Source organism: Streptomyces sp. NPDC104814, assembly GCF_055583185.1.
In genome coordinates, this window is the sequence record NZ_JBVJOL010000002.1 from 647,881 (window position 1) to 673,458 (window position 25,578).

Genomic DNA, 25,578 nt, shown 5'->3' on the forward strand with positions numbered 1-25,578 from the left:
GGCATGAGCGCGCAGGTCTGAGTATCCGTACTCAGCCGGTGAGATGAGTAGCTGCGCGGATGGGCTGCGACCTGCGTGAACGAGAGAGTGGAGACACGGAGGACGGGGCACGGCTCGGGTACCGGCGACACGGGGCGCCGGAACCGGGCGGCCCTCGATCCGCTCCTTCCGCCGGCGGACGCCGGCGGGAGCGAGACACGGGGGAGATCCGGGGGACGACCGCACACGGGGGTCTCACGGGGGACGTACGGGGGAGCAACAGGAAGCGCCGGTTCCGGCGTGGCCCGCGGGGGACGCGGCCACTTCGGACCGGCGCTTTCCCCTGCGTCCGGCGGTCGGCGGCGACCGGTCAGCGGCGGCCGCTCACCCGGCCCTGCAGCAGCCGGGACAGCGCGGCGTGCACATCGTCCAGGGAACGCTCCGGCTGGAAGGACTTCCAGTCCAGGGCGGCCACCAGCACCATGCCGACCAGGGCCGCGGCGGTCAGCGGCACGTCGATCTCCTCGCTGAACTCGCCGCCCGCCACGCCCTCGCGCAGAACGCCCTCGACGACCGCGACCGCTTCCTGCCGGACCACCATCAAGGTGGACTGCCAGGCCCGGTTGGTGCGCCACAGCTCCGCCACGTACAGCTGGGTGAAGGCCGGGTAGCGGTCGATGAACACGAGGCCCGCGCGGATCATCGCGTCCAACGCGTCCACCCGGGAGCCGCCCCCTTGCACGGTCGACTCGGCGGCCTGGCGCAGGGAGGCGGTCAGCAGCCCCACGCCGTGCCGCAACAGCTCCTCGAACAGGACGGACTTGCTCGCGAAGTTGTAGTAGACCGTGCCCTTGGCGACGCCCGCCCGTTCGGCGATCTCGTCCACCGTGGTGGCGGAGAACCCCTGCTCGGCGATGAGCGTGACGGCGGCCTCGTAGAGCTTCTGCCGGGTGGCCTCGCGGCGGGAGCTGCCGCCCGGCGTGGTGCTGCTGTCCATGGCGCTGATTCTCACAGGTCCAGCGGGGCGGTACGCGCGCGTGGTGACGGGCGCGGCTCCCGGCGCGACGGCCGCCGGGTCGGTTCCGGGCGCCGTGGTCACAGGCTCAGCTCCGGGTGCAGGCGGTCCAGGGTCCACACCTGCCGGCGTCGCGCCGACAGGGCGGTCAGCGCGAGCGCCCCGGCCGTGAACGCCGAGAGGACCGCGCACGCCGTCCACACCGGCCCCAGCCCGCCGCCGGTGACGAGCCTGCGCAGCGCCTCGACGACGTAGCTCATCGGCAGGAACGGATGGATCGCGTTGAAGAAGCCCGGCGAGGTCTGCACGGGATAGGTGCCGCCCGCGGAGGTCAGCTGAAGCATCAGCAGCGCGAGGACGAGGATGCGGCCGGCCGCGCCGAAGCGGGCGTTGAGCCACTGCACGATCGCCGCGAAACACGCCGCCACCAGGAACAGGAAGCCGACCGTGCCGGCCGCGCGGACCATCTGCAGACCGATCGCCCAGTGCAGCACGGCCATGAGCGCCGCCGTCTGCAGGACGCCGACGGCCACCACCGGCAGCCAGCCCGCCAGCGCGATCCGCCAGGCCGGCGCGCCCGCTGCGAGCGCACGCCGGTTCATCGGCGGGATCAGCATGTACGCCACCATCGCGCCCACCCACAGAGACAGCGGGATGAAGTACGGCGCGAACCCCGTGCCGTAGTTGGGTGCCTTGTGCAGGTCCTGCGCGGCGAGCCGCACCGGGTCGGCCATGACGCCGGTGCGCCGGTCGCGGTCCTGCCGGTCGTAGTCGGGGATCTTCCCGGCGCCGTCGTGCAGCCCGCCGGCGAGCCGGCCGGAGCCGTCGACCAGCTTGTACATGCCGCCGTTCAGCGTCTCGGCGCCCGTCTTGAGCTTGCCGACGCCCTGGTCGAGGGTGCCGGCGCCGGTGGCGGCGGTGCCGAGCCCGGTGTGCAGCTTCTTGGCGCCCGCGGCGACCTTGGCTGCGCCGTCGTTCAGCTTGTTGATCTTCGATACGGCGTCGTCCAGGTCCTCGGTGAGGTGCGGGGCGCGCTTGGCGAGGGCCTGCGCCTGCTTCTGCAGTGTGGCGAGGTTGGCGCGGATGGTCTTCAGATCGCCGTTCTGGTCGGCGATCAGGGTGTTGAGGTCGTCCGCGATGCCCGCCACGTCGGCGGCCGCCTGCTTGGCGTCCTTCAGCTTGGCGCAGCCGGAGTCCGGCAGCAGGGCCTTCTCGCAGTGCTCGCGGTAGAAGGTGTTCAGCGCGTCGGAGGCCAGGTGGGCGCCCCTGGCCGCCGCCGGGGCCCGCTTCACCAGGTCGTCCAGGTTGTGCTGGACCGCGGCCGCCGAGTCGGCGACGAGCCGGGCGGTGTCCCCGATGGTCTTCTCGTTGGCCTTCAGGAACGGGCGCACCTGCTCGGCGGGGCCGTTGACCTTGTCGGCGAGCACCTGCGTGCCGTCGGCGACCCGCTGGGAGCCGTCCTCCAGATCGCCCGCGCCCCGGTTCAGCTTGGTGAGCCCCGTGTCCAGCCTGCCGCTGCCCGCCTTGGCCTCCTTCAGCCCGTCGGCGAGGTCCTTGGAGCCCTTCTCCGCCTTGCCGATGCCGCTGCTGAGCCGGTCGGCGCCGCTCGCAGCCTGGACGGTCTTGTCGTGGATGTCGGAGAACGAGATGAAGATCTTGTCCAGGAAGGAGCGCGACGCCTTGGTGGACGCCGCGGCGCGCACCTCGCTGAACACCGTCCGGGAGATCTGCCCGACGATGTAGTTGTTGGCGTCGTTGGTGCGCACCTGGAGAGCGCCGGCCTCGGGGCGCCGGCCCGCGCTGGAGGCGATCCGCTCACTGAAATCGGCGGGCATGGTCAGCGACAGGTAGTACGTGCCGTCCTCGACACCCCGGCGGGCCTGCTCGGCGCTCACCCGGTGCCATTCGAACGTGTGGCTGTCCAGCAGCCGCTCCGTGATGTCGTCGCCGGCGGTGAGCTTCCGGCCGTCCACGGTGGCGCCCTTGTCCGCGTCGACGAGGGCGACGGGGATGCGGTCGAGGCGGCCGTAGGGGTCCCAGAAGGACCACAGGTACAGCGCGCCGTACAGCAGCGGGAGCAGCAGCAGCGCGACCAGGGCGGCGCGCGGCAGCTTGCCCCGGCCGAAGCGCCGCAGCTCAAGAGCGGCCAGTTTCGGCGAGCGCATCGGTTGCCGCCTCCTTCTCGTTGTCCTTCGGGGCTTCGGCGCCGTCGGCCTTGCCGTCGTCCTCGGGGGTCTCGTCGCCCGCGCCGGCGCTGCCGTCGTCCTGGGCGGTCTCGTCACCCGCGCCGGTCTTGTCCTGGTGCCCGGGGGTGGCGTCGTCGTCCCCGGGAGCGGTGTCGTCGGCGCCGGTCTTGCGCTCGCCGCCGGTGGTCACGGTGACGGCGTCCTCGGGAGCCTCGCTGCACACGGCGGCGACGGTGATGCCGGCCTCGGTCAGGGACCTGAGCAGCGCCCACATCGCGGCGCGTTCGGCGTCCGCCAGTTTCAGGTCCGCGTCGTCGACGCCGAGCAGCCCGGGGCGCCCGATCAGTGCGAGCGCGATCGACAGCCGCAGCGCCTCCAGGCGCTCCAGATCGCGTACGGCGGTGCGCGGTCCCTTGGGCAGGGCCTCGACGTCCAGCCCGGCGGAGGCCAGGGCGGCGTCGACGCGCCGGGCGGCCGTCGCGGCGCCTTCCGAGCGCGGCCGCAGCAGTGCGCGCAGCCCGTCGCCGAAACGCCGCTGGAGCAGGGCCCGCTCGCGCAGGTGCTCGCCGACGGTCAGGGCCGGGTCGAGGTCGGTCACACCGGGGACGTGGGCGAGCGCGGCGACCCGGCGCAGGGCGGCCATCTGCCGCGGCAGCCGATGGCCGCCGACCGTGACCGTCCCCTCGGTGGGGCGCATACGTCCGGTGAGCGCGAGCAGGAGACAGGTACGGCCCGAACCGGACGGCCCGGTGACCGCGATCAGCGAACCCGGTTGCGCGTCGATGTCGACGCCGCGGAACGCCCAGCCCCGCGGCCCCTTGAGTCCGAGGCCGCGGGCCGCAACGGCGAGCCCGGGCGAGTCGTCGTCCACGTGACCCCCTGTTTTTGAACTGACTGGTCAGTGCAAAAACTAGCCCGAACCTTCGGTCGAGGCAAAAGCCCAGGTCAGAACGGATTGTCAGTGGCATACCCGACGATGGGCACATACGGCACCCCCGTAGGGGCAGTGCCGTCACGCAGACGACAGGAGGTTCGTCATGGCCACCTACTCCGCAGCAGCCGCCCACCGGCGCCGCGCCACCGGCCCTGCCCCCTCACTGAACGGCCCGGCGAGCGACGTGCACCCGGTGCTGCGCCGGGCCTCTGCCCCGCCCGCCGCACTCGACCTGCTCGCCCAGGCACGCGCCGGCCTCGACGAGGCCGCCGTCCTGGAGACTCCCAACGAGCGCTACGCCACGGCTCACCTCGCCGCACTGCGCACCGCGGCCGCCGTGCTCGCCGCGCGCGGCCGGCCCGAGTCCAGTCCCAGGAAGCGGGCCCGGATCCGGAGCGCCTGGGAAGTGCTCCCCGAGATCGCGCCCGAACTGACCGAGTGGAGCGCCCTGTTCGCCTCCGGCGCCCGGCGCCGCGCCCGGGCGGAGGCGGGCATCCAGGGCGCGGCGAGCAACCGTGACGCCGACGACCTGATACGCGACGTGGCGATGTTCCTCCGCCTCGTCGAGCGGATGCTGGTCCTCCAGCCGGTCCTGCCGCAACCGCGCCAGGACACGGACGAGGCGGGCCGCCGAGAGGGGAGGGGCGCGGACATGCCGGACGCGGGCTGACCGCGGTGGCCTGGGGCGACCCCGGAGGCAATAGGGTGGAGCACGCCTGAAGCCTTCCGTCCCGCACCCGGGGCGCGCAGGGCAGCCCGTATCGCGCCGCCGTGACGTGGCGGTGCCGCGCCGAGGAGTCAACCAACGTGTCGGACCCGATGCGACCCCGAGCCTCTCTTCGTACCGCCGTCGTCTGGGAGGTCCTCCAGGACGCCCTCGACCGCCAGGTGAAGGCCACGGGCCGGCAGGTGCTGGACGTCCTCGACACCGGCGGCGGCAGCGGCAACTTCGCGGTGCCCGTCGCCCGTCTCGGCCACAAGGTCACGGTCGTCGACCCCAGCCCCAACGCGCTGTTCGCCCTGGAGCGGCGCGCCGCCGAGGCGGGCGTGGCCGACCGGGTGCAGGGCGTGCAGGGCGACGCCCACGGCCTGTTCGACGTGGCCGAGCGCGGCGGCTACGACGCGGTGCTGTGCCACGGCGTCCTGGAGTACGTGGACGACCCGGCCGAGGGCGTACGCAACGCCGTCGCCGCGCTGCGCTCCGAGGGTGTGCTGAGCCTGCTCGCCGCCGGCCTCGGCGGAGCCGTGCTCGCCCGGGCGCTCGCCGGTCACTTCTCTGAGGCCCGGCAGGCCCTCGCCGACCCCGACGGACGCTGGGGCACCGGCGACCCGGTGCCGCGGCGCTTCACCACCGAACAGCTCACCGGGCTGGTCGAGAGCGCGGGGCTGCGGGTCGCGGCGGTGCACGGTGTGCGGGTCTTCGCCGACCTCGTCCCCGGGGTGCTGGTCGACACCGAGCCCGGTGCGCTGGAGGCGCTGCTCAAGCTGGAGGAGGCCGCCGCCGAACTCCCCGCCTTCCACTCCGTGGCGACCCAGCTCCACGTCCTGGGCGAGACCCGGGCGACGGCGGAGGGCTGACAGGCCTCCCGAGGCGATCCGCGACGCGTCGTTGATCAGCGCGTTGGCTGTGGATGGAGTCCGCCACAGACCGCCCGTTCGGGGGCTTGTCGCCGTATGATCGAGGGAGACCGCCCGGCATGACGGGTCGGCTGCCGGGGAATGGAAGCCTCAGCGAGCCGGAATGTTCATGACGGATTCCGGTTGGCCAATTGGCGCAGAGGGGCGGGTTTCACGGGGGCGATTCCCTGCCTATCCTGAAGGGACCCCCCGGGTCGCCCCGGCGACTGCACGATGAGGAGGACTCCGTGCCGCTCTCGGAGCACGAGCAGCGCATGCTCGAGCAGATGGAGCGAGCGCTGTACGCCGAAGATCCCAAGTTCGCGTCGGCGCTCGAGGGAAGCGGGCTGCGTACGTACACCCGGCGGCGGGTCTACCAGGCGGTCGCGGGCTTCCTCGTGGGTATCGCGCTCCTCATGGCCGGAATGGTCGCCAAGCAGGTCTGGCTCAGTGTCGTCGGCTTCCTCGTGATGCTGGGGTGTGCCGTCCTCGCGGTGACCGGCTGGCGCAAGGCACCCAAGCCCGGAGAGCATCCGGCGGCCGCCGGTCCGCATGCGCGGCGGCAGCGCGGGCCGAAGCGATCCATGATGGACCGCATCGAGCAGCGCTGGCAGCGGCGCCGCGACGAACAGGGGCACTGAAGCCCTCGTCCGCACCGACATCGCCAAGGGGTGACCACCACCAGGTGGTCACCCCTCACGCGTCCGTGGAGCGGACCCGGGCAGACGCGGCCGGAGGCCCTACGCGGCAGTGGGCTCCTGGGGCCGGTCGGTCGGCCGAGCCCAGGCCCCCGGCGAGACCCCCGTCAGCCGGGGGCGGCCCCGGTGAGCCCCGGCCGAGCCCGGGCCGGGGAGTCCCGGTAGCCGCCGTGAGAGGTCACGCCCGCTCTCGCAGCGTTCGGGCCGGGCCGGCCGCACCCCCGGTTGGCGCCGTCAGCCCGTCTCCTGGCCGCGTGGGCGGTGGAGCAGTTGGGACCAGCGCGCGGACCAGCGGGAGCTGAGTGCTGTCCAGCGGGCCGAGAGGTCCCACAGTGCTCTGACCGCGGAGCGGGGGGCGACGAGGGCGCGCAGCCGCGTGCGACGGTCGGCCTTCGCCCGCAGGTCGCCCCGCATCCGGCGCACGTCGTCGGCCAGCCCGGCCTCCGCCCGCGGCCGCGGCGCGTACAGCACCTGCTCCACAGCGCCCGCCACCCGGTGCACCGACGCGGCCGCCGGCCCCTCCAGCTCGCCCAGCCGCACGATCCGCTCCGCCGCCTTGCGCGGCGTGAGCGCGTCGTCCGGCGGGATGCCGTAGTCCCAGGCCGTGTCGATCAGCTCGCGCCACACCGCGAGGACATGCCCGGCCGCCGCCTGCTGGGCCGCAAGCCGCGCCGGCTCCGCGGTCACGTCGACGTCCTCCGCCCCGCCCTTGCGGCCCGGGCGCGACGCGGCCGGGCCGCCCGCCGCGTGCTGTGCCGACGCCAGCCGCCGCGAACGCCTGCGCACCCGCCACAGCATGGGCAGCAGCAGCACGGTCACCGCCGCCAGGCCCAGCAGCGTCCACGTGGTGATCGCCCACCAGGGCGTGGAGCCGTCGCCGCCCTGCGTCGGGTTCACCGGCAGCGCGCCGGCGCACTCGCCCAGCTTCTTGGCCTGCACCGAGCAGCTGGAGCCGGCCGAGGGCGCCGCCGACGGGGCGGTCCCCGCCGAACGCGAGGCCTGCGGAGCCTCGGGGAGGTTGTTGCCCGGGCTGTCCGGCGTGGTGTACGACGGCGGCGTCCCACGGGTCGGCGTGGGCTCGAAGCGGGTCCAGCCCACGCCCTCGAAGTACAGCTCCGGCCAGGCGTGCGCGTCCTTCACCCCGACCGCGACCGAGCCGTCCGACTGCACCGTCCCCGGCGCGAACCCGACCGCGACCCGGGCGGGGATGCCCAGGGTCCGGGCCATCGCCGCCATGGCGAAGGAGAAGTGGACGCAGAAGCCCTGCTTGTCCCTGAGGAACTTGGCGATCGCGTCGGGACCGCTGCCCACCTCCACCTGCGTGTCGTACTGGAAGCCGCCGGTCAGCGCGAAGTAGTCCTGCAGCGCGACCGCCTTGTCGTAGTCGCTCGTGGCGTTGCGGGTGATCTGCCGGGCCGTCCGCGCCACCACCGACGGCACCGAATCCGGCACCTTGGTGTACTCCTGCCGGATCCGCTCCGGCGCCTGCGGAGCCGCTGCCAGCTGCTGGGCCGTCGGCCGCACGACGAGGCTGCGCACCTCGTACGTCTCACCGCGGGTGGTCTGGCCGTGATCGCCGACCAGCGTCATGCCCACCGGCTCGTAGCGCCACTTGCCCCCCACGCTCACCCCGCTCGGCGGGTACGGCATCGGCAGCCAGTCCTGCGCGTACCAGTCGGCGGCGGAGACACGGGTGATGATCTGCGCCCGCCGGACGTCCGCGCCCAGGCCGATCGGGCTGGGGAACTCCTCCGGCACCGCGGTGATGTGCCGCTTGGCCGGCTTCCACGTGGTGCCGTCGAAGTCGTCCAGCGACACGATCCGCAGATACAGGTCGCTGATGTCGTCGCTGTTGGTGCGCAGGACCATGGCCGTGCGGTCCTGGTCCTGGTTCAGGCTGTCGCGCAGGGAGACCAGCGGGTTGACCGCGGAGATCGTGCCCCCGCCACCGCTGCCCGAACCTACGCCGCCGCGGGCCTCGGCCAGCAGTCCACCCTGGATCGCCGGCAGCGGAAGCAGCGGCACCACCAGGGCGATGCCCAGCGCGACCGCGCCGATGCGCCGACCCGTGCGCACCGGGGCCAGCACGCCCTCCGGCGCCCCGGGGACGCGCGGGGTGCCGCCGAAGACGCGGCCCCACTGCGACAGCCGCTCCCGGCCCTCGGCGAGCAGCAGCATCAGATAACCGGCGGCCGCCACCAGGAACCACAGCCAGTCCATGCCGCCGTCGGACAGCCCCGCCGCGACCGAGTACAGCGCGAGCAGCGGCAGCCCCGCCGGCGCCGCGCTGCGGTAGGTCACCGCGAGCGTGTCCACCAGCAAGCCGATCATCAGGACGCCGCCGACCAGCATCAACCGGATGCCGTCGGACTCCAGCGGCGCCGGGATCGCATACCGCGCTATGTCGTCCGAGCCCTGCCGCAGCAGGTCGGCGAAGTGCTGGAACGCCTCCACACCGGGGACGAACCCGGCCACGGCCTCCCGGCCGGCGAAGACCAGGGTGAGCAGCAGCACCGTGACCAGGGCCTGCGCGGCCACGGTCAGCGGCCGGGCCAGCGGCACCCGGCGGGTCGCCGCGCCCACGCCGGACTGGATCGCCAGCAGGACCGCCGCCTGCAGGATCCAGGTGGCCGGGTCGACCAGGGGCAGCAGCGCGCAGGACGCCATCACCGTGGCCGCCCACGCGCACAGCGCCAGCCGTGCCCGTCCGCTCATCATCGTGCCTCCCCCGTACTGCCCGGGCCGCCCGCGGCCGCGAGACTCGTGCGCTCGCGGTCCGCCTGGCGCCACAGATCGGCCGGCGTGGCACCCCGCGGGACGCTCAGCGCCGTCCAGCCCGCCTCCCGCAGCAGCCGCAACCGCTCCTCCGTCCTGTTCATCGGACGAGGTGCGTCGATCGGTTCACGCAGCCACACCTCGCTGTCCAGGACGAACGCGATGGCGCCCGCGCTGCGCTGCCGCATCCGGGCGGCCACCGCGGCCTGCTGCTCGTCCAGGTCGCCGAAGAAGGCCACCAGCAGCCCCTCGTTGCCGCCGCGCAGCACGTCGTAGGCCCGGGACAGGCCCGCGCCGTCGGAGTGGTCGATCACCGCGAGGGTGTCCATCATCAGCCCGGCCGCGTCCGCGGACTCCTGGCTCGCCCCGGCGAACCCGTCGGCGCCCTCGCCCGGCACGGAACTGCCGGTGTCGGTCAGCAGCCGCACCGAGAAGCCCCGCTCCAGCATGTGCGTCAGCACCGAGGCGCAGCCGGACACCGCCCACTCGAACGCGGAGTCCGGGCCGGCGCCACGGAACGCGACGCCCCGGGTGTCCAGCAGCACCGTGCAGCGCGCCCGCTGCGGCTGCTCCTCGCGCCGCACCATCAGCTCGCCGTAGCGGGCGGTGGAGCGCCAGTGCACCCGGCGCAGATCGTCGCCGTAGCGGTAACCGCGCGGGATGACGTCGTCCTCGCCGGCCAGGGCCAGCGAGCGCTGCCGTCCGTCGCCGTACCCCTTGGCCTCACCGGTCAGCCTCACCGGCGGCAGCGGCTCCACCCGCGGGATCACCGTCAGGGTGTCGTACGACGAGAAGGACCGCGTCAGCTCGCACATCCCGAACGGGTCCGACAGCCGCAGCTGAAGCGGGCCCAGCGGGAAGCGGCCGCGCAGGTCGGAGCGGACCCGGTAGGACACCTCGCGGCGCCCGCCGGCCTCCACCCGGTCCAGTACGAAGCGCGGGCGCGGACCGAGCACGTAGGGCACCCGGTCCTGGAGCATCAGCAGGCCCGTGGGCAGCCGCGAGACGTTGTCCACCCGCAGATGCACCCGTGCCTCGCTGCCGGCGGGCACCCGCCCGGGGCTCAGCCGGCGACTCCCGGCGACCCGGTAGCGGGTGCGGTAGAGCACGGCCGCGCACACCAGCGGCAGCGCCGCCAGCAGCAGGCCGACCCGCAGCAGACCCTCCTGCCCGAGGACGTAGGCGCAGATCGCGGCGGCGATGCCGGCGGCGAGAAAGGAACGGCCGCGCGTGGTCAGCCCGGCCAGGGCCGTACGGACGCCGCCCTGCTCCCCGCGGCCGGCCTCCGGACGTCCCGTCCCCCCGTCGTACGCCATCACAGCCTCCGCGGCGGCTGCTGCGGGTAGGCCGGGGCGGCGGTGGCGCCCAGCCCGAAGCCGTGCTGCTGGGAGGCCGCCGGGACCGGGGTGTGCTGCAGGATCTCCAGCACGACCTGCTCGGCCGTACGGCGGTTGAGCTGGGCCTGGGCGGTGGGCAGCAGGCGGTGCGCGAGGACGGCCACGGCGAGTGCCTGCACGTCGTCCGGCAGGGCGTACTCCCGGCCGCTGAGGGCGGCGGACGCCTTCGCCGCGCGCAGCAGGTGCAGCGTCGCGCGAGGAGAAGCGCCCAGTCTGAGGTCCGGGTGGGTGCGGGTGGCGGCGACCAGGTCCACCGCGTAACGCCGGACCGTGTCGGCGACGTGGACACCGCGGACGGCGTCGATCAGCTTCACGATGTCGTGCGCGTGCGCCACCGGCTGCAGGTCGTCCAGGGGGCTGACGCCGCCGTGCACGTCCAGCATCTCCAGCTCGGCCTCCGGGCTGGGGTAGCCGATGGAGACGCGGGCCATGAAGCGGTCGCGCTGGGCCTCGGGCAGCGGGTAGGTGCCCTCCATCTCGACCGGGTTCTGCGTGGCCACGACCATGAAGGGGCTCGGCAGCTCGTAGGTCTGCCCGTCGATGGTGACCTGGCGCTCCTCCATCGACTCCAGCAGCGCCGACTGCGTCTTCGGCGAGGCCCGGTTGATCTCGTCGCCGATCACGATCTGCGCGAAGATCGCGCCCGGCTTGAACTCGAAGTCCCGGCGCTGCTGGTCCCAGATGGACACACCGGTGATGTCCGAGGGCAGCAGGTCCGGCGTGAACTGGATCCGCCGCACCGAGCAGTCGATCGAACGCGCCAGCGTCTTGGCGAGCATCGTCTTGCCGACACCGGGGACGTCCTCGATCAAGAGGTGCCCCTCGGCGAGCAGCACGGTCAGTGCCAGCCGAACGACCTCGGGCTTGCCCTCGATCACTCCTTCCACGGAGCTGCGCACACGCTCCGCGGTAGCGGTCAGATCAGTAAGGCTCGCTCGCTCGTCATAGGTCGTCACCCGGCCCTCCTCGGCCCGTACTTTCTTTCGGGCCGCCGCAGATGCGGAACCGGCCCACCCCGAATCACGGACACCCCGCGGAAAAGGTTCCACGCGACGTCACAACCGCATTCTTGTTGCCGTTACCGGTTCGTGTCACTCGCCTGTGGACAACTGGCTGCGATATGTCGGGCCTTGCGGCCTTTCGGCCCTCGGAACGCCCGATTTCGCGAACGATGCGTGAGGAGAACGCGTGGGCGGGGCCGCGGAACAGGTGTGTCCGACTGTCCCGGCTGTGCTGGTCGGGCGGTCGCGGGGCCGGTCAGCAGGTCACTTCCGTGCCATGACCCACACGGGTAACGCAGGTGATGCCGAACGGGTGAATTTCGCGGATCCGGTGCTACGCGCGTGTGCCGGTGCGCGACGCGCAGGCCGGTTGATTGACCGCGAGACAGGGTGGACTAAAGTGACGCGAAGCGGGAGGCGAGGCCCTCCCCACGGGACGTCCCGTCCCCGGTAAGAACCCTGCAAGACCCCGGCGTGCTGTCCGGAGATCTCCCACGTGCGCGGCGCGTACGTACGGCTCGGCCTCCTCCCGCTCCCGGTCGGCCGCCGCCGTGAGGCGCCGGTCGGCCTCCCCTTCTGGGAGCGGGCGGGGACCCGGCGGTGCGGAGCGCTCGCGCCGGACCTGAGAGGGCCCCTTGAGTCAGAGTCGACACGTCCCGGTGATGCTCCAGCGGTGTCTGGACCTGCTGGCGCCCGCCCTGCAGGAGCCGGGGGCGGTCGTCGTCGACTGCACCCTGGGCCTGGGCGGCCACAGCGAGGCGCTGCTGACCCGCTTCCCCGAGGCCCGGCTGATCGGCCTCGACCGCGACAAGGAGGCGCTGCGGCTGTCCGGCGAGCGGCTCGCGCCGTACCAGGACCGCGCCACGCTCGTGCACGCCGTCTACGACGAGCTGCCCGAGGTCCTCGACCGGCTCGGCCTCGCGCGCGTGCAGGGCGTGCTGTTCGACCTGGGCGTCTCCTCCATGCAGCTGGACGAGGCCGACCGCGGGTTCGCCTACGCGCAGGACGCGCCGCTGGACATGCGCATGGACCAGACGACCGGTGTCAGCGCGGCCGAGGTGCTGAACACCTACCCGCCCGGCGAACTCGTCCGCATCCTGCGCTCGTACGGCGAGGAGAAGCAGGCCAAGCGGATCGTGGCCGCGATCGTGCGCGAGCGGGAGAAGGAGCCGTTCAGCAACAGCGCACGGCTGGTCGAGCTGATCCGGGACGCGCTGCCGCAGGCCGCCAAGCGCACCGGCGGCAACCCGGCCAAACGCACCTTCCAGGCGCTGCGCATCGAGGTCAACGGGGAGCTGTCCGTGCTGGAGCGGGCGATCCCGGCCGCGGTGAAGTCGCTCGCGGTGGGCGGACGCGTCGCCGTCCTCTCCTACCACTCACTGGAGGACCGGCTGGTCAAGCAGGTCTTCGCGGCCGGCGCGGCCACCACCGCGCCGCCCGGGCTGCCCGTCGTGCCCGAGCGCTACCAGCCGCGGCTCAAGCTGCTCACCCGTGGTGCCGAACTTCCCACCGAGGAAGAGGTCGCCGAGAACCGCCGGGCGGCCCCCGCGCGGCTGCGCGGCGCCGAGCGCATCAGGGAGGACGTGGAGTGAGCCAGGCGACGGGGCGGACGCGCGGGGGGACCGTCCCCCGGCGGCCGGGGCCGACGACGGCGGCGACACCCGGCGGGGGCATCAGGCCCCGCCGGGCACGGCCGGGCGCCGAGAACCGCCGGTCACGGCCGGCGACGGCCCCGGCGGCCGGGCCCCGCGAACCGGCCCGGCGGCCCCGGTCCAGCCGCGTCACCACCTCGCCCCCGCGCGCGGGGGCGTCGGCGTCACACGGCGCCCCGCGCGGCCCGGCCAACGGAAAGCCCTGCGGCCCGGCACGCACCAGCCGTGGCGGTCCGGGCGGCCCGGCCTCCCGAGGGGCCTGCCCTCCAGCAGGCACCGGCCGCGGCGGTCAGAGCGGCCCGGCCCCCCGAGGGGCCTGCTGTCCGGCAGGCTCCGGCCGTGGTGGTCCCGTACATGTCTGCCGTCGGGCCGCTTGCCGGGCCGAGGCCCGCGCTGCCGTCCGGCACACAGCGCGCCGTCACGGCCAGGTGCACCCGGCCCGTCGTGTCCGGCTTCAGGTCGAAGCCGTCGAAGCCCGTGTCCGTGCGGTACCGGCAGGGCGGGCCGGCATCGGTCCGCACCACCGGTACGGCACGGCAGCGCCCGTGTGGTGCGGCGGCGAGCGAACCAGGGGAGGGGCCAGTGAGTAGGACACCCCAGCTGAAGGGGCGGGCCGCGCGGCTCGCCCGGTTGTTTCCGGCGGCCGGGCGGGGGCAGGCGGCCCGTACGCCGTTCGTCCTGCTCGTCGTCCTGCTGCTCGGCGGCGGGCTCATCGGGCTCCTCGTGCTGAACTCCGCGCTCAGCGAAGGCTCCTTCAAGATGGACGACCTGCAGAAGGACACCAAGTCGCTCACCGACGAGGAGCAGGCCCTGCAACGCGACGTGGACGCCTACTCCGCCCCCGAGGCCCTCCAGCGCCGCGCCCGTGAGCTGGGCATGGTGCCGGGCGGCGACCCCGCCTTCCTGGGCCTGGACGGCACGGTCAAGGGCTTCCCCTCGCCCGCCGCCGCGGACCTGGAGGAGGCCCCGCTCGTCATTGCCCCGGAGGCCACGCACACCGGCCAGGCACCGAGCCCCACGGCCTCCCCCACGGCCACCCCCTCCACGACGACGGTGACAACGACGGCATCGGCTGCCCCGCCCGCGGCCACCGCCTCCGCGGCGGCCGCCACCACTCCCCAGACATCCCAGACGACGCCCCCCGGCAGGTGACGGAAGTGGTCGACGACTTCGGCAGGAAACCGCCCCGCCGCCGCGTGCCCGGCCCCGCCCGGCCCGCCCGGTCCGGGGCGGCCCGACGGCAGCCCGGCCCCGGCGGACGCCCGGCGCGCCGCCCCGCCGCGCCCCGCCAGGCCGCGCCCGCGCGCACGCTCCGGCTCGGCAGCCCGCGTCCCCGGCTGCGCCTGGTCGGCCTGGGCCTGACCCTGGTCATGGCCGCCTTCGTCTTCCGTCTGCTGCAGGTGCAGGCGGTGGACGCCAGCACCTACGCGGCCAAGGCGGAGCAGAACCGGTACGTCGTGCACACCCTCGCCGCCGAGCGCGGCGGCATCACCGACCGCAACGGCGTGGCCCTGGCGGCGAGCGTCGACGCGTACGACATCACCGCCGACCCCACGATGTTCACCCGCAAGCAGCTCAAGATCGACGACGGCCCCGAGCAGGCGGCGGCGCTGCTCGCCCCGATCCTCGGCCAGGACCAGGCGGCCCTGGTCAAGAAGCTGCGCCCGAAGGACAAGGACCTGCGCTATGTGCGGCTCGCCCTGAGCCGCACCCCGCAGGTGTGGACGCAGATCAAGGACCTCAGGCTCGCCCTCGCCAAGAAGGCCGAGAAGGACAAGTCCACCGTCAACGTCCTCGCCGGCGTCTTCGCCGACCCCAGCAGCAAGCGGATCTACCCCAACGGCGACCTCGCCGCCGGGATACTGGGCTGGGTCAACGCCGACGGCCGGGGCGGCGGCGGCATCGAGCAGCAGCTGAACAAGACGCTCTCGGGCAAGGACGGCAAGATCCGTTACGCCCAGTCCGGCGGCCGTCAGGTGCCGACCGCTGGCTCCACGGAGACACCCGCCGTGCCCGGTTCCCAGGTCGAGCTGACCATCGACCGTGACATCCAGTGGGCCGCGCAGAACGCCATCACCGAGCAGGTGAAGAAGTCCAAGGCCGACCGCGGTTACGTCGTCGTCCAGGACACCCGCACCGGCCAGATCCTCGCCATGGCCAACTCGCCCGGCTTCGACCCGGGCGACCTGCGGCACGCCAACCCCGCCGCGCTCGGCAACGCGGCCGTGCAGGACGCCTACGAGCCCGGCTCCACGGCGAAGGTGATGTCGATGGCCGCCGTACTGGAGGAGAACGTCGCCACGCCGCTCACGCACGTCGTGGTGCCGAACCGGCTGCACCGCGGCGACCGGCTCTTCCAGGACGACATCGACCACGCCACCTGGTACCTGACGCTCAACGGCGTGCTCGCCAAGTCCTCCAACATCGGCACCATCCTGGCCACCGGCCAGCTCGGCAAGACCCAGCCGCAGGCCAACCAGGTGCTCTACTCCTATCTGCGCAGGTTCGGCATCGGCAGCTACAGCGGCCTCGACTTCCCTGGCGAGACCAAGGGCATCCTCGCGCCGCCCGGCCAGTGGTCGACCTCGCAGCAGTACACGATCCCTTTCGGCCAGGGTTTCTCCATCAACGCCATCCAGGCGGCGTCCGTCTACTCGACCATCGCCAACGGCGGCGTCCGCGTCGAACCCACCCTCGTGCGCGGCACCAAGGGACCCGACGGGCGCTTCGCCCCGGCCCCGAAGCCCGAGGTGACAAGGGTCGTGAGCGCCAGGACCGCCAAGACGCTGGCCCAGATGCTGGAGTCGGTCGTGGACGACGAGCAGGGCACCGGCATCAAGGCGCGCATCCCCGGGTACCGGGTGGCGGGCAAGACCGGCACCGCAAACCGCGTGGATCCGGCCACGGGCCGCTACAAGGGCTACACCTCGTCCTTCGCCGGGTTCGCGCCCGCCGACCAGCCACGCATCACCGTCTACTGCGCGATCCAGAACGCCACCACGGGCAGCTACTTCGGCGGTCAGATCTGCGGCCCCGTCTACAAGCAGGTGATGGAGTTCGCGCTCAAGACGCTCCAGGTCCCGCCGACCGGCGCGCGCCCCGCGAACCTGCCCGTCTCGTACCAGCCGTGACCCGTCTCCCGTCGGCCGTGTCCCACCGCCCGCCTGCGCCAGCCCGTCGTGCGCCGGCCGGGACGCCGGCCGCCCCCGGCACCGCCCCCCACCAGCCCTGACCCCCCACCCAGTCCCCGATCCCGACCCGGACCCGACCCGGACCCGACCCCCTGCCGATCAGCGCGACCAGCCAGGAACGAGCCGTGACCATGATCACCCCCCAGCCCGGGAACCAGAACGCCTCCGGCCCCTCACTTCGCTCCGGGGCGGGTGCGCCCGGTACGCTCACCGCCGTGCCACACGCTGATCAGTCCCGAACCACCCAGAAGGGCGCTTCCGTGACCTATCCGGGACCGCCCCGGCCGGCCGAGGTCTCCGCCACACCCCTCGCGGACCTCGCCGACCAGCTGGGTATCCAGCAGCCGGAGAGCACCGCGGAGGTCACGGGCATCACCCACGACTCGCGTGCCGTCCGCCCCGGCGACCTGTACGCCGCACTGCCCGGCGCCCGTATGCACGGCGCGGACTTCGTCACCCAGGCCGCGAGCCTGGGCGCGGCCGCGGTGCTGACCGACCCGACCGGCGCCGAGCGCGCCGCGGCGACCGGCCTGCCGGTCCTGGTGGTCGACGACCCGCGCGCACGGATGGGCGAACTGGCGGCCACGCTCTACGGCCACCCGGGCCGGGACCTGCTGCAGATCGGCATCACCGGCACCTCCGGCAAGACCACCACCGCCTATCTCGTCGAGGGCGGCCTGAAGACCGCCCGCGCCACCGGGCTCATCGGGACCGTGGAGATGCGGATCGGCGAGGAGCGCATCAAGTCCGAGCGCACCACCCCCGAAGCCACCGACCTGCAGGCGCTGTTCGCGGTGATGCGCGAGCGCGGCGTCGAGGCGGTCGCGATGGAGGTCTCCAGCCACGCTTTGGTGCTCGGCCGGGTCGACGGCTGCGTCTTCGACGTCGCCGTCTTCACCAACCTCAGCCCGGAACACATGGAGTTCCACTCCGACATGGAGGACTACTTCCGGGCCAAGGCACAGCTGTTCACGCCGCACCGCAGCAGGCTCGGCGTGGTCAACCTCGACGACGACTACGGCCGCCGGCTCGCGAAGGAGGCGACCGTCCCGGTCGTCACCTACTCCGCCGAGGGCCACCCCGACGCCGACTGGCGCGCCGAGGACGTCGAGGTCGGCACCATGGACTCGACGTTCACCGTCGTCGGCCCCGACGGGCAGCGCATCCGGGCCAAGTCGCCGCTGGCGGGCCCCTTCAACGTGGCGAACACCCTCGCCGCCCTCGTCGCCCTCGCCGCGGCCGGCCTCGACCCGCAGGCCGCCGCCGACGGCATCGCCGCCGTACCCGGCGTGCCGGGCCGTCTGGAGCGCGTCGACGCCGGGCAGCCCTACCTCGCGGTCGTCGACTACGCCCACAAGACCGACGCCGTCGAGTCGGTGCTCAAGGCGCTGCGCAAGGTCACCAAGGGCCGGCTGCACGTCGTGCTCGGCTGCGGCGGCGACCGGGACAAGACCAAGCGCGCGCCGATGGGCGCCGCGATGGCGCGGCTCGCCGACACCGCCGTACTGACCTCCGACAACCCCCGCTCCGAGGACCCGCTCGCGATCCTCGCGACGATGCTCCAGGGCGCGGCCTCGGTGCCCGCGCACGAGCGCGGCGAGGTGGTCCTCTTCGAGGACCGCGCCGCCGCGATCGCCGCCGCCGTCGACCGCGCACAGCCCGGCGACACCGTGCTGGTCGCGGGCAAGGGCCACGAGCAGGGGCAGGACATCGCCGGGGTGGTCCGTCCCTTCGACGACCGCCAGGTGCTTCGCGAAGCAATCCAGAAGACCCAGGGATGAACCAGTGATCGCCCTCTCCCTCGCCGAGATCGCAAGCGTCGTCGGCGGGCAGACGTACGACATACCGGATCCGTCGGTGCAGGTGACCGGACCGGTGGTCCGGGACTCCCGTGATGTGGAGCCCGGCAGCCTCTTCGTCGCCTTCGTCGGCGAGCGCGTGGACGGCCACGACTTCGCCGCACAGGTCGTCGGCTCGGGCGCGGCCGCGGTACTCGGCTCGCGCCCCGTCGGCGTGCCCGCGATCGTCGTGGACGACGTGCAGCGCGCTCTCGGCGCCCTCGCCCGCCACGTCGTACGACGCCTGGGCGCGACCCTCGTCGCGCTGACCGGTTCGGCGGGCAAGACCAGCACCAAGGACCTCATCGCGCAGGTGCTCCAGCGCAAGGCGCCGACGGTGTTCACGCCCGGCTCCCTCAACAACGAGATCGGGCTGCCGCTGACCGCCCTGTCCGCCACCGAGGAAACACGGTTCCTCGTGCTGGAGATGGGGGCGCGCGGCATCGGGCACATCCGGTACCTCACCGAACTGACCCCGCCGCGGATCGGTCTCGTCCTCAACGTCGGCTCCGCGCACATCGGGGAGTTCGGCGGCCGTGAGCAGATCGCCCAGGCCAAGGGCGAACTGGTGGAGTCCCTGCCGCCCGAGGCGGAGGGCGGCGTCGCCGTCCTCAACGCCGACGACCCCTACGTCCGTGCCATGGCCTCCCGAACCAAGGCGAAGGTGCTCTTCTTCGGTGAGTCCGACGAAGCGGACGTACGCGCCGAGAACGTGCGACTCACGGACAGCGGACAGCCTTCCTTCAGGCTTCTCACACCCTCCGGTGCAAGCGATGTGACCATGCGCCTGTACGGTGAGCACCACGTGTCGAACGCGCTCGCCGCGGCCGCCGTCGCCCATGAGCTGGGCATGTCCGTAGCTGAGATCGCCACCGCGCTCTCCGAGGCGGGCTCCCTCTCCCGCTGGCGCATGGAGGTCACCGAGCGCCCGGACGGCGTGACCATCGTCAACGACGCCTACAACGCCAACCCCGAGTCCATGAAGGCCGCTCTGCGCGCGCTGGTGGCCATGGGCAAGGGGCGGCGGACCTGGGCGGTGCTCGGCAAGATGGCCGAGCTCGGGGACGAGGCGCTCGCCGAGCACGACGCGGTCGGACGGCTCGCCGTCCGGCTCAACGTCAGCAAGCTCGTCGCGGTCGGCGGCAGGGAAGCCGCCTGGCTGCAACTGGGCGCATATAACGAGGGTTCGTGGGGTGAGGAGTCGGTGCACGTGTCCGACGCACAGGCGGCGGTCGACCTGTTGCGCAGCGAGTTGCGCCCGGGGGACGTCGTACTCGTGAAGGCGTCGCGTTCGGTCGGTCTGGAGGCGGTCGCGCAGGCGCTGCTCGAGACCGGTACCGAGGGTGAGGTTGCCGCCCGATGATGAAGCAGATCCTGTTCGCAGGAGTCATTGGCCTCTTCCTCACCCTGGTCGGCACCCCGCTGCTGATCAAGCTGCTCGCCCGCAAGGGATACGGCCAGTACATCCGCGACGACGGTCCGCGCGAGCACGCCAGCAAGCGCGGCACGCCGACCATGGGCGGTATCGCGTTCATCCTGGCGACGGTCGCCGCCTACTTCCTCGCCAAGGTCATCACCGGCTACGCGCCGACGTACTCGGGCGTGCTGGTCCTCGGCCTGATGGTCGGCATGGGTCTGGTCGGCTTCCTCGACGACTACATCAAGATCGTCAAGCGGCGCTCGCTGGGTCTGCGGGCCAAGGCCAAGATGGCCGGCCAGCTGATCGTCGGCATCGCCTTCGCCGTGCTCTCCCTGCAGTTCGCCGACGCCCGCGGCAACACCCCGGCCTCCACCAAGCTGTCCTTCATCACCGACTTCGGCTGGACGATCGGTCCGGTGCTCTTCGTCGTGTGGGCGCTGTTCATGATCCTGGCCATGTCCAACGGCGTGAACCTCACCGACGGTCTGGACGGCCTGGCCACCGGCGCCTCCGTGCTGGTCTTCGGCGCCTACACGTTCATCGGCGTCTGGCAGTTCCAGGAGTCGTGCGCCAACGCGCTCACCCTCACCAACCCGGGCGCCTGCTACGAGGTGCGCGACCCGCTCGACCTCGCCGTGGTGTCCTCCGCATTGATGGGCGCCTGCCTCGGCTTCCTGTGGTGGAACACGTCGCCCGCCAAGATCTTCATGGGGGACACCGGTTCGCTCGCCCTCGGCGGTGTGCTCACCGGTCTGGCCATCCTCTCCCGCACGGAGCTGCTGGTGGCCATCATGGGCGGCCTGTTCGTCCTCATCACCATGTCGGTCGTCATCCAGGTCGGATCCTTCCGGCTCACCGGGAAGCGCGTCTTCCGGATGGCGCCGCTCCAGCACCACTTCGAACTCAAGGGCTGGTCCGAGGTCCTTGTGGTGGTCCGCTTCTGGATCATCCAGGGCATCTGTGTGATCGTCGGACTGGGCCTCTTCTACGCGGGATGGGCAGCGGACAAGTGACCTCCTCGGTGTCCCCGGACTTCCAGGGCAAGCGCATCACCGTCGCCGGGCTCGGCGTCTCCGGCGTCCCGGCGGCCAAGGTGCTCCACGCGCGCGGGGCGATCGTCACGGTCGTCAACGACGGCGACGACGCACGCGCGCGTGAGCAGGCCGCCGAGTTGGAGGCGCTCGGCGTCACCGTGCGCCTCGGCGACGGCGACACCCTGCCCGAGGGCACCGAGCTGATCGTCACCGCGCCGGGCTGGAAGCCCACCAAGCCCCTCTTCCAGGCCGCCGGGAAGGCCGGCGTGGAGGTCTGGGGCGACGTGGAGCTCGCCTGGCGGCTGCGCGGCCCCGACGCCGCCCCCTGGCTGTGCGTGACCGGCACCAACGGCAAGACCACCACTGTGCAGATGCTGGCCTCCATCCTGAAGGCCGCCGGACTGCGCACCGCCGCCGTCGGCAACATCGGCGTCTCCCTGCTGGACGCCGTCCTCGGCGAGGAGACCTACGACGTCCTCGCCGTGGAGCTGTCCAGCTACCAGCTGCACTGGGCGCCCTCGCTGCGCGCCCACTCCGCGGCCGTCCTCAACCTCGCCCCGGACCACCTCGACTGGCACGGCTCCATGGAGGCGTACGCCCGCGACAAGGGCCGCATCTACGAGGGCAACCGCGTCGCCTGCGTCTACAACGTCGCCGACAAGGCCACCGAGGACCTGGTGCGCGAGGCCGATGTCGAAGAGGGCTGCCGTGCCATCGGGTTCACCCTCGGCACGCCCGGCCCCTCCCAACTCGGTGTCGTGGAGGGCATTCTGGTCGACCGCGCCTTCGTCGAGATGCGGCACAAGAACGCCCAGGAGCTCGCCGAGGTCTCCGACGTCAACCCGCCCGCCCCGCACAACGTCGCCAACGCCCTGGCCGCCGCGGCCCTCGCCCGTGCCTTCGGCGTCGAGCCCCGCGCCGTCCGCGACGGCCTGCGGAACTTCCGCCCGGACGCCCACCGCATCGCGCATGTCGCGGACGTGGACGGTGTCGCCTACGTCGACGACTCCAAGGCCACCAACACGCATGCCGCGCAGGCCTCGTTGGCGGCCTATGAGTCGATCGTATGGATTGCGGGCGGTCTGGCGAAGGGGGCGACCTTCGACGAACTGGTCGCCGGCGCGGCGAAGCGACTGCGCGGCGTCGTCCTCATCGGCGCCGATCGGGCCCTCATCCGCGAGGCCCTCGCGCGACACGCCCCGGAAGTACCCGTCGTCGACCTCGACCGGACCGACACTGGGGCGATGCTCCAGGCTGTCCAGGAGGCCCAGCGGCTCGCCGAGCCCGGCGACACGGTGCTGCTCGCCCCGGCCTGCGCCTCCATGGACATGTTCGCCAACTACAACAAGCGCGGCGACGCGTTCGCTCAGGCCGTGTCCGAACTCGGGGCCTGACCCGGCCGCCTGGCGCCGGGCGACCTCGGGAGGGACGCGTGGGACGCGCGATGCGCAGCGGAGGCGCTGATGCCCAGTAGCCGTACCGGCCGGCCGCCCGTGCAGCGGGCCGCGCGCCGGCCCCCCGCCCCCCGTCCGCCGCGCGACAACGCCGTCACCCGGGCGTACGCGCGGGCGCGGCGGGCCTGGGACCGGCCGCTGACCGCCTACTACCTGATCGTCGGCGGCAGCGCCCTGATCACCGTGCTCGGCCTGGTGATGGTCTACTCGGCCTCCCAGATCACCGCGCTGCAGATGGGACTGACCGGCTCGTACTTCTTCCGCAAGCAGCTGCTGGCCGCCGTCCTCGGCGGGGCGCTGCTGCTGGCCGCGTCCCGGATGCCGGTGAAGCTGCACCGGGGGCTCGCGTACCCGATCCTGGCGGGCGCGGTCTTCCTGATGGCCCTGGTGCAGGTGCCGGGGATAGGGATGGCGGTCAACGGCAACCAGAACTGGATCTCGCTCGGCGGCTCCTTCCAGATCCAGCCCAGTGAGTTCGGCAAGCTGGCGCTCGTGCTGTGGGGCGCCGACCTCATGGCGCGCAAGCAGGACAGGAACCTGCTCAACCAGTGGAAGCACATGCTGGTCCCGCTGGTGCCGATGGCCTTCCTGCTGCTCGGGCTGATCATGCTCGGCGGCGACATGGGCACGGCGATCATCCTCACCGCGATCCTGTTCGGCGTGCTGTGGCTCGCGGGGGCGCCGACCCGGATGTTCGTCGGCGTGCTGTCCGTGGCGGCCACCCTCGGTGTGATCCTGATCAAGACCAGCCCCAACCGGATGGCCCGCCTGGCCTGCATCGGCGCGACCGACCCGGGGCCGGGGGACAGCTGCTGGCAGGCCGTGCACGGGATCTACGCCCTCGCCTCGGGCGGACTGTTCGGTTCCGGGCTGGGTGCCAGTGTGGAAAAATGGGGCCAACTCCCCGAAGCGCACACCGACTTCATCTTCGCCGTCACCGGTGAGGAACTGGGTCTGGCGGGGACACTGTCGGTCCTCGCCCTGTTCGCGGCTCTAGGCTATGCGGGTATCCGCGTGGCCGGACGCACGGAGGACCCCTTCGTGAGGTACGCCGCGGGAGGCGTGACCACCTGGATCACCGCCCAGGCGGTGATCAACATCGGTGCGGTGCTCGGTCTGCTGCCGATCGCCGGTGTCCCGCTCCCGCTGTTCTCCTACGGGGGTTCCGCCCTGCTGCCGACCATGTTCGCCATCGGGCTGCTGATCGCCTTCGCGCGTGACGATCCCGCTGCGCGGGCGGCGCTTGCGCTGCGGCAACCTCGTTTTGGTAGAAAGCGGGGGGCCGGGGGCTCCGGGTCGGCCCGGAGTGCCCGGAGTTGGAACACGATGCGACGGCGTGCCTCGGCGGCGCGCTCGTCCGGAGAGCGGTGAATTTCGGTGCATGTCGTACTCGCCGGCGGGGGCACCGCGGGCCACATCGAGCCCGCGCTCGCCCTCGCGGACGCCCTGCGCAGGCAGGACCCGACCGTGGGGATCACGGCCCTGGGCACGGAGCGCGGCCTGGAGACCACGCTCGTGCCGCAGCGGGGCTACGAGCTCGCGCTGATCCCGGCGGTGCCGCTGCCGCGCAAGCCCACTCCCGAGCTGATCACCGTCCCGGGCCGGCTGCGCGGCACGATCAAGGCGGCCGAGCAGATCCTGGAGCGCACCAAGGCGGACGCGGTGGTCGGCTTCGGCGGGTACGTCGCCCTGCCCGGCTACCTCGCCGCCAAGCGCCTCGGTGTGCCGATCGTGATCCACGAGGCGAACGCCCGCCCGGGCCTGGCCAACAAGATCGGCTCGCGCTACGCCGCGCAGGTCGCCGTCGCCACCCCGGACAGCAAGCTCAGGAACGCGCGCTACATCGGCATCCCGCTGCGCCACTCCATCGCCACCCTGGACCGGGCCGCCGTCCGTCCCGAGGCGCGCGCGATGTTCGGCCTGGACCCGAACCTGCCCACGCTGCTGGTCTCCGGCGGCTCGCAGGGCGCCCGCCGCCTCAACGAGGTGGTCCAGCAGGTCGCGCCCTGGCTCCAGCAGGCCGGCATCCAGATTCTGCACGCGGTCGGCCCGAAGAACGAACTGCCGCAGGTCCACCAGATGCCGGGAATGCCCCCCTACATCCCGGTAAGTTACCTGGACAGGATGGACCTCGCGTACGCCGCGGCCGACATGATGCTCTGCCGCGCGGGCGCGATGACCGTCGCCGAACTCTCCGCCGTCGGACTCCCGGCCGCCTACGTTCCGCTGCCCATCGGCAACGGCGAGCAGCGGCTGAACGCCCAGCCGGTGGTCAAGGCCGGCGGCGGTCTGCTGGTCGACGACGCGGACCTCACCCCGGAGTGGGTGCAGCAGAACGTCCTGCCCGTGCTCGCCGACCCGCACCGGCTGTACCAGATGTCCCGCGCCGCCGCCGAGTTCGGCCGCCGGGACGCCGACGACCTCCTCGTCGGCATGGTGTACGAGGCGATCGCCGCCCACCGTGCACACCGTTAGGCACGTATGACGAAAGGGCAGGGAGCGTGGCCGGATCGACGACCGCCGAGCGCGGGGAACGCCAGCAGGAGTCGTCCGGCCCGCCCCTGGTCCGCAGGCTGGGCCGGCGCCGCCTTCGTATGATCATCACTTTCGGGCTGGCCTTCGTCCTGGTCGCGGCGGGAGCCCTGTGGGCGCTCTACGGGTCCCAGTGGCTGCGGGTGGAGCGGGTCACCGTCTCCGGCACCCGGGAGCTGACGCCGCAGGAGGTGCGCGACGTGGCGCGGGTGCCGCTCGGGGAGCCGCTGGCGTCGGTCGACACCGACGGGATCGAGGCGCGGCTGCGCCGGAAACTGCTGCGCATCGACACGGTGGACGTGGCGCGTTCCTGGCCGCACGGAATCACGCTGAAAGTGACCGAGCGGACTCCGGTTCTTCTTGTTCAAAACGGGAGGAAGTTCATGGAAGTGGACGCGGAAGGCGTCCGTTTTGCCATGATTTCCGAGCCGATTAAAGGCGTTCCGCTGCTGCAATTGATGACCGCTCAACCGGGTTCCGCCACCGCGAGCCTGCGCCGTTTCGGCGAGGGCCGGCTGGTGCGCGCGGCGGTGTCCGTGGCGGGCACCCTCCCGCCCGCTGTGGCGCATGAGACGCGTGTGGTCAAGGTCCGTTCCTACGACGACATCGCGCTGGAGTTGGGCGGCAACCGCACGGTGGCCTGGGGGAGTGCCGAGAAGGGACCCCTGAAGGCCCGTACCCTCACCGCGCTGATGAAAGCCGCCCCGCGCGCACGGCACTTCGACGTGAGCGTTCCCACCGCCCCTGTGTCAGCGGGGAGTTGACGCACATCAGCGCAGGCCAGCACCCTGGTTGGGCAGCGCTACGGCTGATCACATAGGGTGAAAAGAAAAACGGGAGGTTCGGCGTGTTCGT

19 protein-coding genes are annotated in these 25,578 nt (G+C 72.7%); 13 read left to right on the plus strand and 6 right to left on the minus strand.

From position 1 onward, the window contains the following. Positions 1 to 349: 349 nt before the first annotated feature. The 3 genes from ACZ64A_RS11500 to ACZ64A_RS11510 form a co-directional block, all read right to left on the minus strand. Positions 350 to 976, minus strand: a complete 627-nt coding sequence (locus tag ACZ64A_RS11500) for a TetR/AcrR family transcriptional regulator (RefSeq protein ID WP_469809777.1) — start codon at positions 974 to 976, stop codon at positions 350 to 352. A gap of 98 nt (positions 977 to 1,074) precedes the next feature. Continuing rightward, the gene (locus ACZ64A_RS11505) at positions 1,075 to 3,159 is read right to left on the minus strand and encodes a YhgE/Pip family protein (RefSeq protein WP_469809778.1); all 2,085 of its coding nucleotides are present in this window, start codon (positions 3,157 to 3,159) and stop codon (positions 1,075 to 1,077) included. Further along, positions 3,131 to 4,051 (minus strand): ATP-binding cassette domain-containing protein, encoded by a 921-nt coding sequence (locus ACZ64A_RS11510; RefSeq protein ID WP_469809779.1) that lies wholly within the window; start codon positions 4,049 to 4,051, stop codon positions 3,131 to 3,133. Before ACZ64A_RS11510 ends, ACZ64A_RS11505 begins: the two co-directional genes overlap by 29 nt. Before the next feature lie 166 nt (positions 4,052 to 4,217). On the opposite strand from ACZ64A_RS11510, the gene ACZ64A_RS11515 reads away from it, so the two are divergent. The 3 genes from ACZ64A_RS11515 (at position 4,218) to ACZ64A_RS11525 (ending at position 6,372) form a co-directional block, all read left to right on the plus strand. Continuing rightward, positions 4,218 to 4,784: an SAV_6107 family HEPN domain-containing protein gene (locus ACZ64A_RS11515; protein WP_469809781.1), complete on the plus strand. Its 567-nt coding sequence runs from the start codon at positions 4,218 to 4,220 to the stop codon at positions 4,782 to 4,784. A 137-nt stretch (positions 4,785 to 4,921) separates the two neighbouring features. Beyond that, a complete protein-coding gene (locus ACZ64A_RS11520; RefSeq protein WP_469809782.1) occupies positions 4,922 to 5,692 on the plus strand; it encodes a methyltransferase in 771 nt (256 codons plus the stop codon). Between the two features lie 287 nt (positions 5,693 to 5,979). Next, a complete protein-coding gene (locus tag ACZ64A_RS11525) occupies positions 5,980 to 6,372 on the plus strand; it encodes a DUF3040 domain-containing protein (protein WP_361632768.1) in 393 nt (130 codons plus the stop codon). A 291-nt stretch (positions 6,373 to 6,663) separates the two neighbouring features. Here ACZ64A_RS11525 and ACZ64A_RS11530 read toward each other — a convergent pair whose 3' ends face one another. The 3 genes from ACZ64A_RS11530 to ACZ64A_RS11540 are packed head-to-tail and all read right to left on the minus strand — an operon-like array spanning position 6,664 to position 11,557. Further along, positions 6,664 to 9,144, minus strand: a complete 2,481-nt coding sequence (locus ACZ64A_RS11530; RefSeq protein ID WP_469810176.1) for a transglutaminase TgpA family protein — start codon at positions 9,142 to 9,144, stop codon at positions 6,664 to 6,666. Next, a complete protein-coding gene (locus ACZ64A_RS11535) occupies positions 9,144 to 10,520 on the minus strand; it encodes a DUF58 domain-containing protein (RefSeq protein WP_469809784.1) in 1,377 nt (458 codons plus the stop codon). The genes ACZ64A_RS11530 and ACZ64A_RS11535 overlap by 1 nt, the downstream gene beginning before the upstream one ends. Next, positions 10,520 to 11,557 carry an AAA family ATPase gene (locus tag ACZ64A_RS11540; protein WP_469809785.1) on the minus strand — a complete coding sequence of 346 codons (1,038 nt, stop codon included), beginning with the start codon at positions 11,555 to 11,557 and terminating at the stop codon, positions 10,520 to 10,522. The genes ACZ64A_RS11535 and ACZ64A_RS11540 overlap by 1 nt, the downstream gene beginning before the upstream one ends. Positions 11,558 to 12,237: 680 nt before the next feature. On the opposite strand from ACZ64A_RS11540, the gene rsmH reads away from it, so the two are divergent. From rsmH to ACZ64A_RS11590, 10 genes are all read left to right on the plus strand, one after another. Further along, on the plus strand, positions 12,238 to 13,194 hold the full coding sequence (rsmH, locus tag ACZ64A_RS11545) for a 16S rRNA (cytosine(1402)-N(4))-methyltransferase RsmH (protein ID WP_469809786.1): 957 nt from the start codon (positions 12,238 to 12,240) through the stop codon (positions 13,192 to 13,194). Between the two features lie 642 nt (positions 13,195 to 13,836). Continuing rightward, on the plus strand, positions 13,837 to 14,406 hold the full coding sequence (ftsL, locus tag ACZ64A_RS11550) for a cell division protein FtsL (protein WP_469809788.1): 570 nt from the start codon (positions 13,837 to 13,839) through the stop codon (positions 14,404 to 14,406). 5 nt (positions 14,407 to 14,411) lie between these two features. Further along, a complete protein-coding gene (locus ACZ64A_RS11555; RefSeq protein WP_469809789.1) occupies positions 14,412 to 16,385 on the plus strand; it encodes a peptidoglycan D,D-transpeptidase FtsI family protein in 1,974 nt (657 codons plus the stop codon). Positions 16,386 to 16,705: 320 nt separating this feature from the next. Beyond that, positions 16,706 to 18,226, plus strand: coding sequence for a UDP-N-acetylmuramoyl-L-alanyl-D-glutamate--2,6-diaminopimelate ligase (locus ACZ64A_RS11560; RefSeq protein ID WP_469809791.1), 1,521 nt, complete (start codon positions 16,706 to 16,708; stop codon positions 18,224 to 18,226). A 4-nt stretch (positions 18,227 to 18,230) separates the two neighbouring features. Beyond that, positions 18,231 to 19,646 (plus strand): UDP-N-acetylmuramoyl-tripeptide--D-alanyl-D-alanine ligase, encoded by a 1,416-nt coding sequence (locus ACZ64A_RS11565; protein ID WP_469809792.1) that lies wholly within the window; start codon positions 18,231 to 18,233, stop codon positions 19,644 to 19,646. Then, positions 19,646 to 20,716, plus strand: a complete 1,071-nt coding sequence (gene mraY / locus ACZ64A_RS11570) for a phospho-N-acetylmuramoyl-pentapeptide-transferase (protein ID WP_361632849.1) — start codon at positions 19,646 to 19,648, stop codon at positions 20,714 to 20,716. The genes ACZ64A_RS11565 and mraY overlap by 1 nt, the downstream gene beginning before the upstream one ends. Continuing rightward, entirely contained in the window at positions 20,698 to 22,131 is a 1,434-nt protein-coding gene (murD, locus tag ACZ64A_RS11575; protein ID WP_469809793.1) for a UDP-N-acetylmuramoyl-L-alanine--D-glutamate ligase, read from the plus strand. The genes mraY and murD overlap by 19 nt, the downstream gene beginning before the upstream one ends. 69 nt (positions 22,132 to 22,200) lie before the next feature. Next, positions 22,201 to 23,562 (plus strand): putative lipid II flippase FtsW, encoded by a 1,362-nt coding sequence (gene ftsW, locus ACZ64A_RS11580; protein ID WP_469809794.1) that lies wholly within the window; start codon positions 22,201 to 22,203, stop codon positions 23,560 to 23,562. 6 nt (positions 23,563 to 23,568) lie between these two features. Further along, a complete protein-coding gene (gene murG / locus ACZ64A_RS11585) occupies positions 23,569 to 24,666 on the plus strand; it encodes an undecaprenyldiphospho-muramoylpentapeptide beta-N-acetylglucosaminyltransferase (RefSeq protein ID WP_469809796.1) in 1,098 nt (365 codons plus the stop codon). A gap of 26 nt (positions 24,667 to 24,692) precedes the next feature. Next, the gene (locus tag ACZ64A_RS11590; RefSeq protein WP_469809797.1) at positions 24,693 to 25,487 is read left to right on the plus strand and encodes a cell division protein FtsQ/DivIB; all 795 of its coding nucleotides are present in this window, start codon (positions 24,693 to 24,695) and stop codon (positions 25,485 to 25,487) included. The last annotated feature ends 91 nt before the right edge of the window (positions 25,488 to 25,578 follow it).

Bases quoted from the DNA above. Each gene is read 5' to 3' on its own strand.
- murD (WP_469809793.1), top strand. From the start codon at position 20,698: ATGGGCAGCGGACAAGTGACCTCCTCGGTGTCCCCGGACTTCCAGGGC.
- ACZ64A_RS11535 (WP_469809784.1), bottom strand. From the start codon at position 10,520: ATGGCGTACGACGGGGGGACGGGACGTCCGGAGGCCGGCCGCGGGGAG.
- ftsW (WP_469809794.1), top strand. From the start codon at position 22,201: ATGCCCAGTAGCCGTACCGGCCGGCCGCCCGTGCAGCGGGCCGCGCGC.
- ACZ64A_RS11530 (WP_469810176.1), bottom strand. From the start codon at position 9,144: ATGAGCGGACGGGCACGGCTGGCGCTGTGCGCGTGGGCGGCCACGGTG.
- ACZ64A_RS11505 (WP_469809778.1), bottom strand. From the start codon at position 3,159: ATGCGCTCGCCGAAACTGGCCGCTCTTGAGCTGCGGCGCTTCGGCCGG.
- ACZ64A_RS11515 (WP_469809781.1), top strand. From the start codon at position 4,218: ATGGCCACCTACTCCGCAGCAGCCGCCCACCGGCGCCGCGCCACCGGC.
- ACZ64A_RS11500 (WP_469809777.1), bottom strand. From the start codon at position 976: ATGGACAGCAGCACCACGCCGGGCGGCAGCTCCCGCCGCGAGGCCACC.
- mraY (WP_361632849.1), top strand. From the start codon at position 19,646: ATGAAGCAGATCCTGTTCGCAGGAGTCATTGGCCTCTTCCTCACCCTG.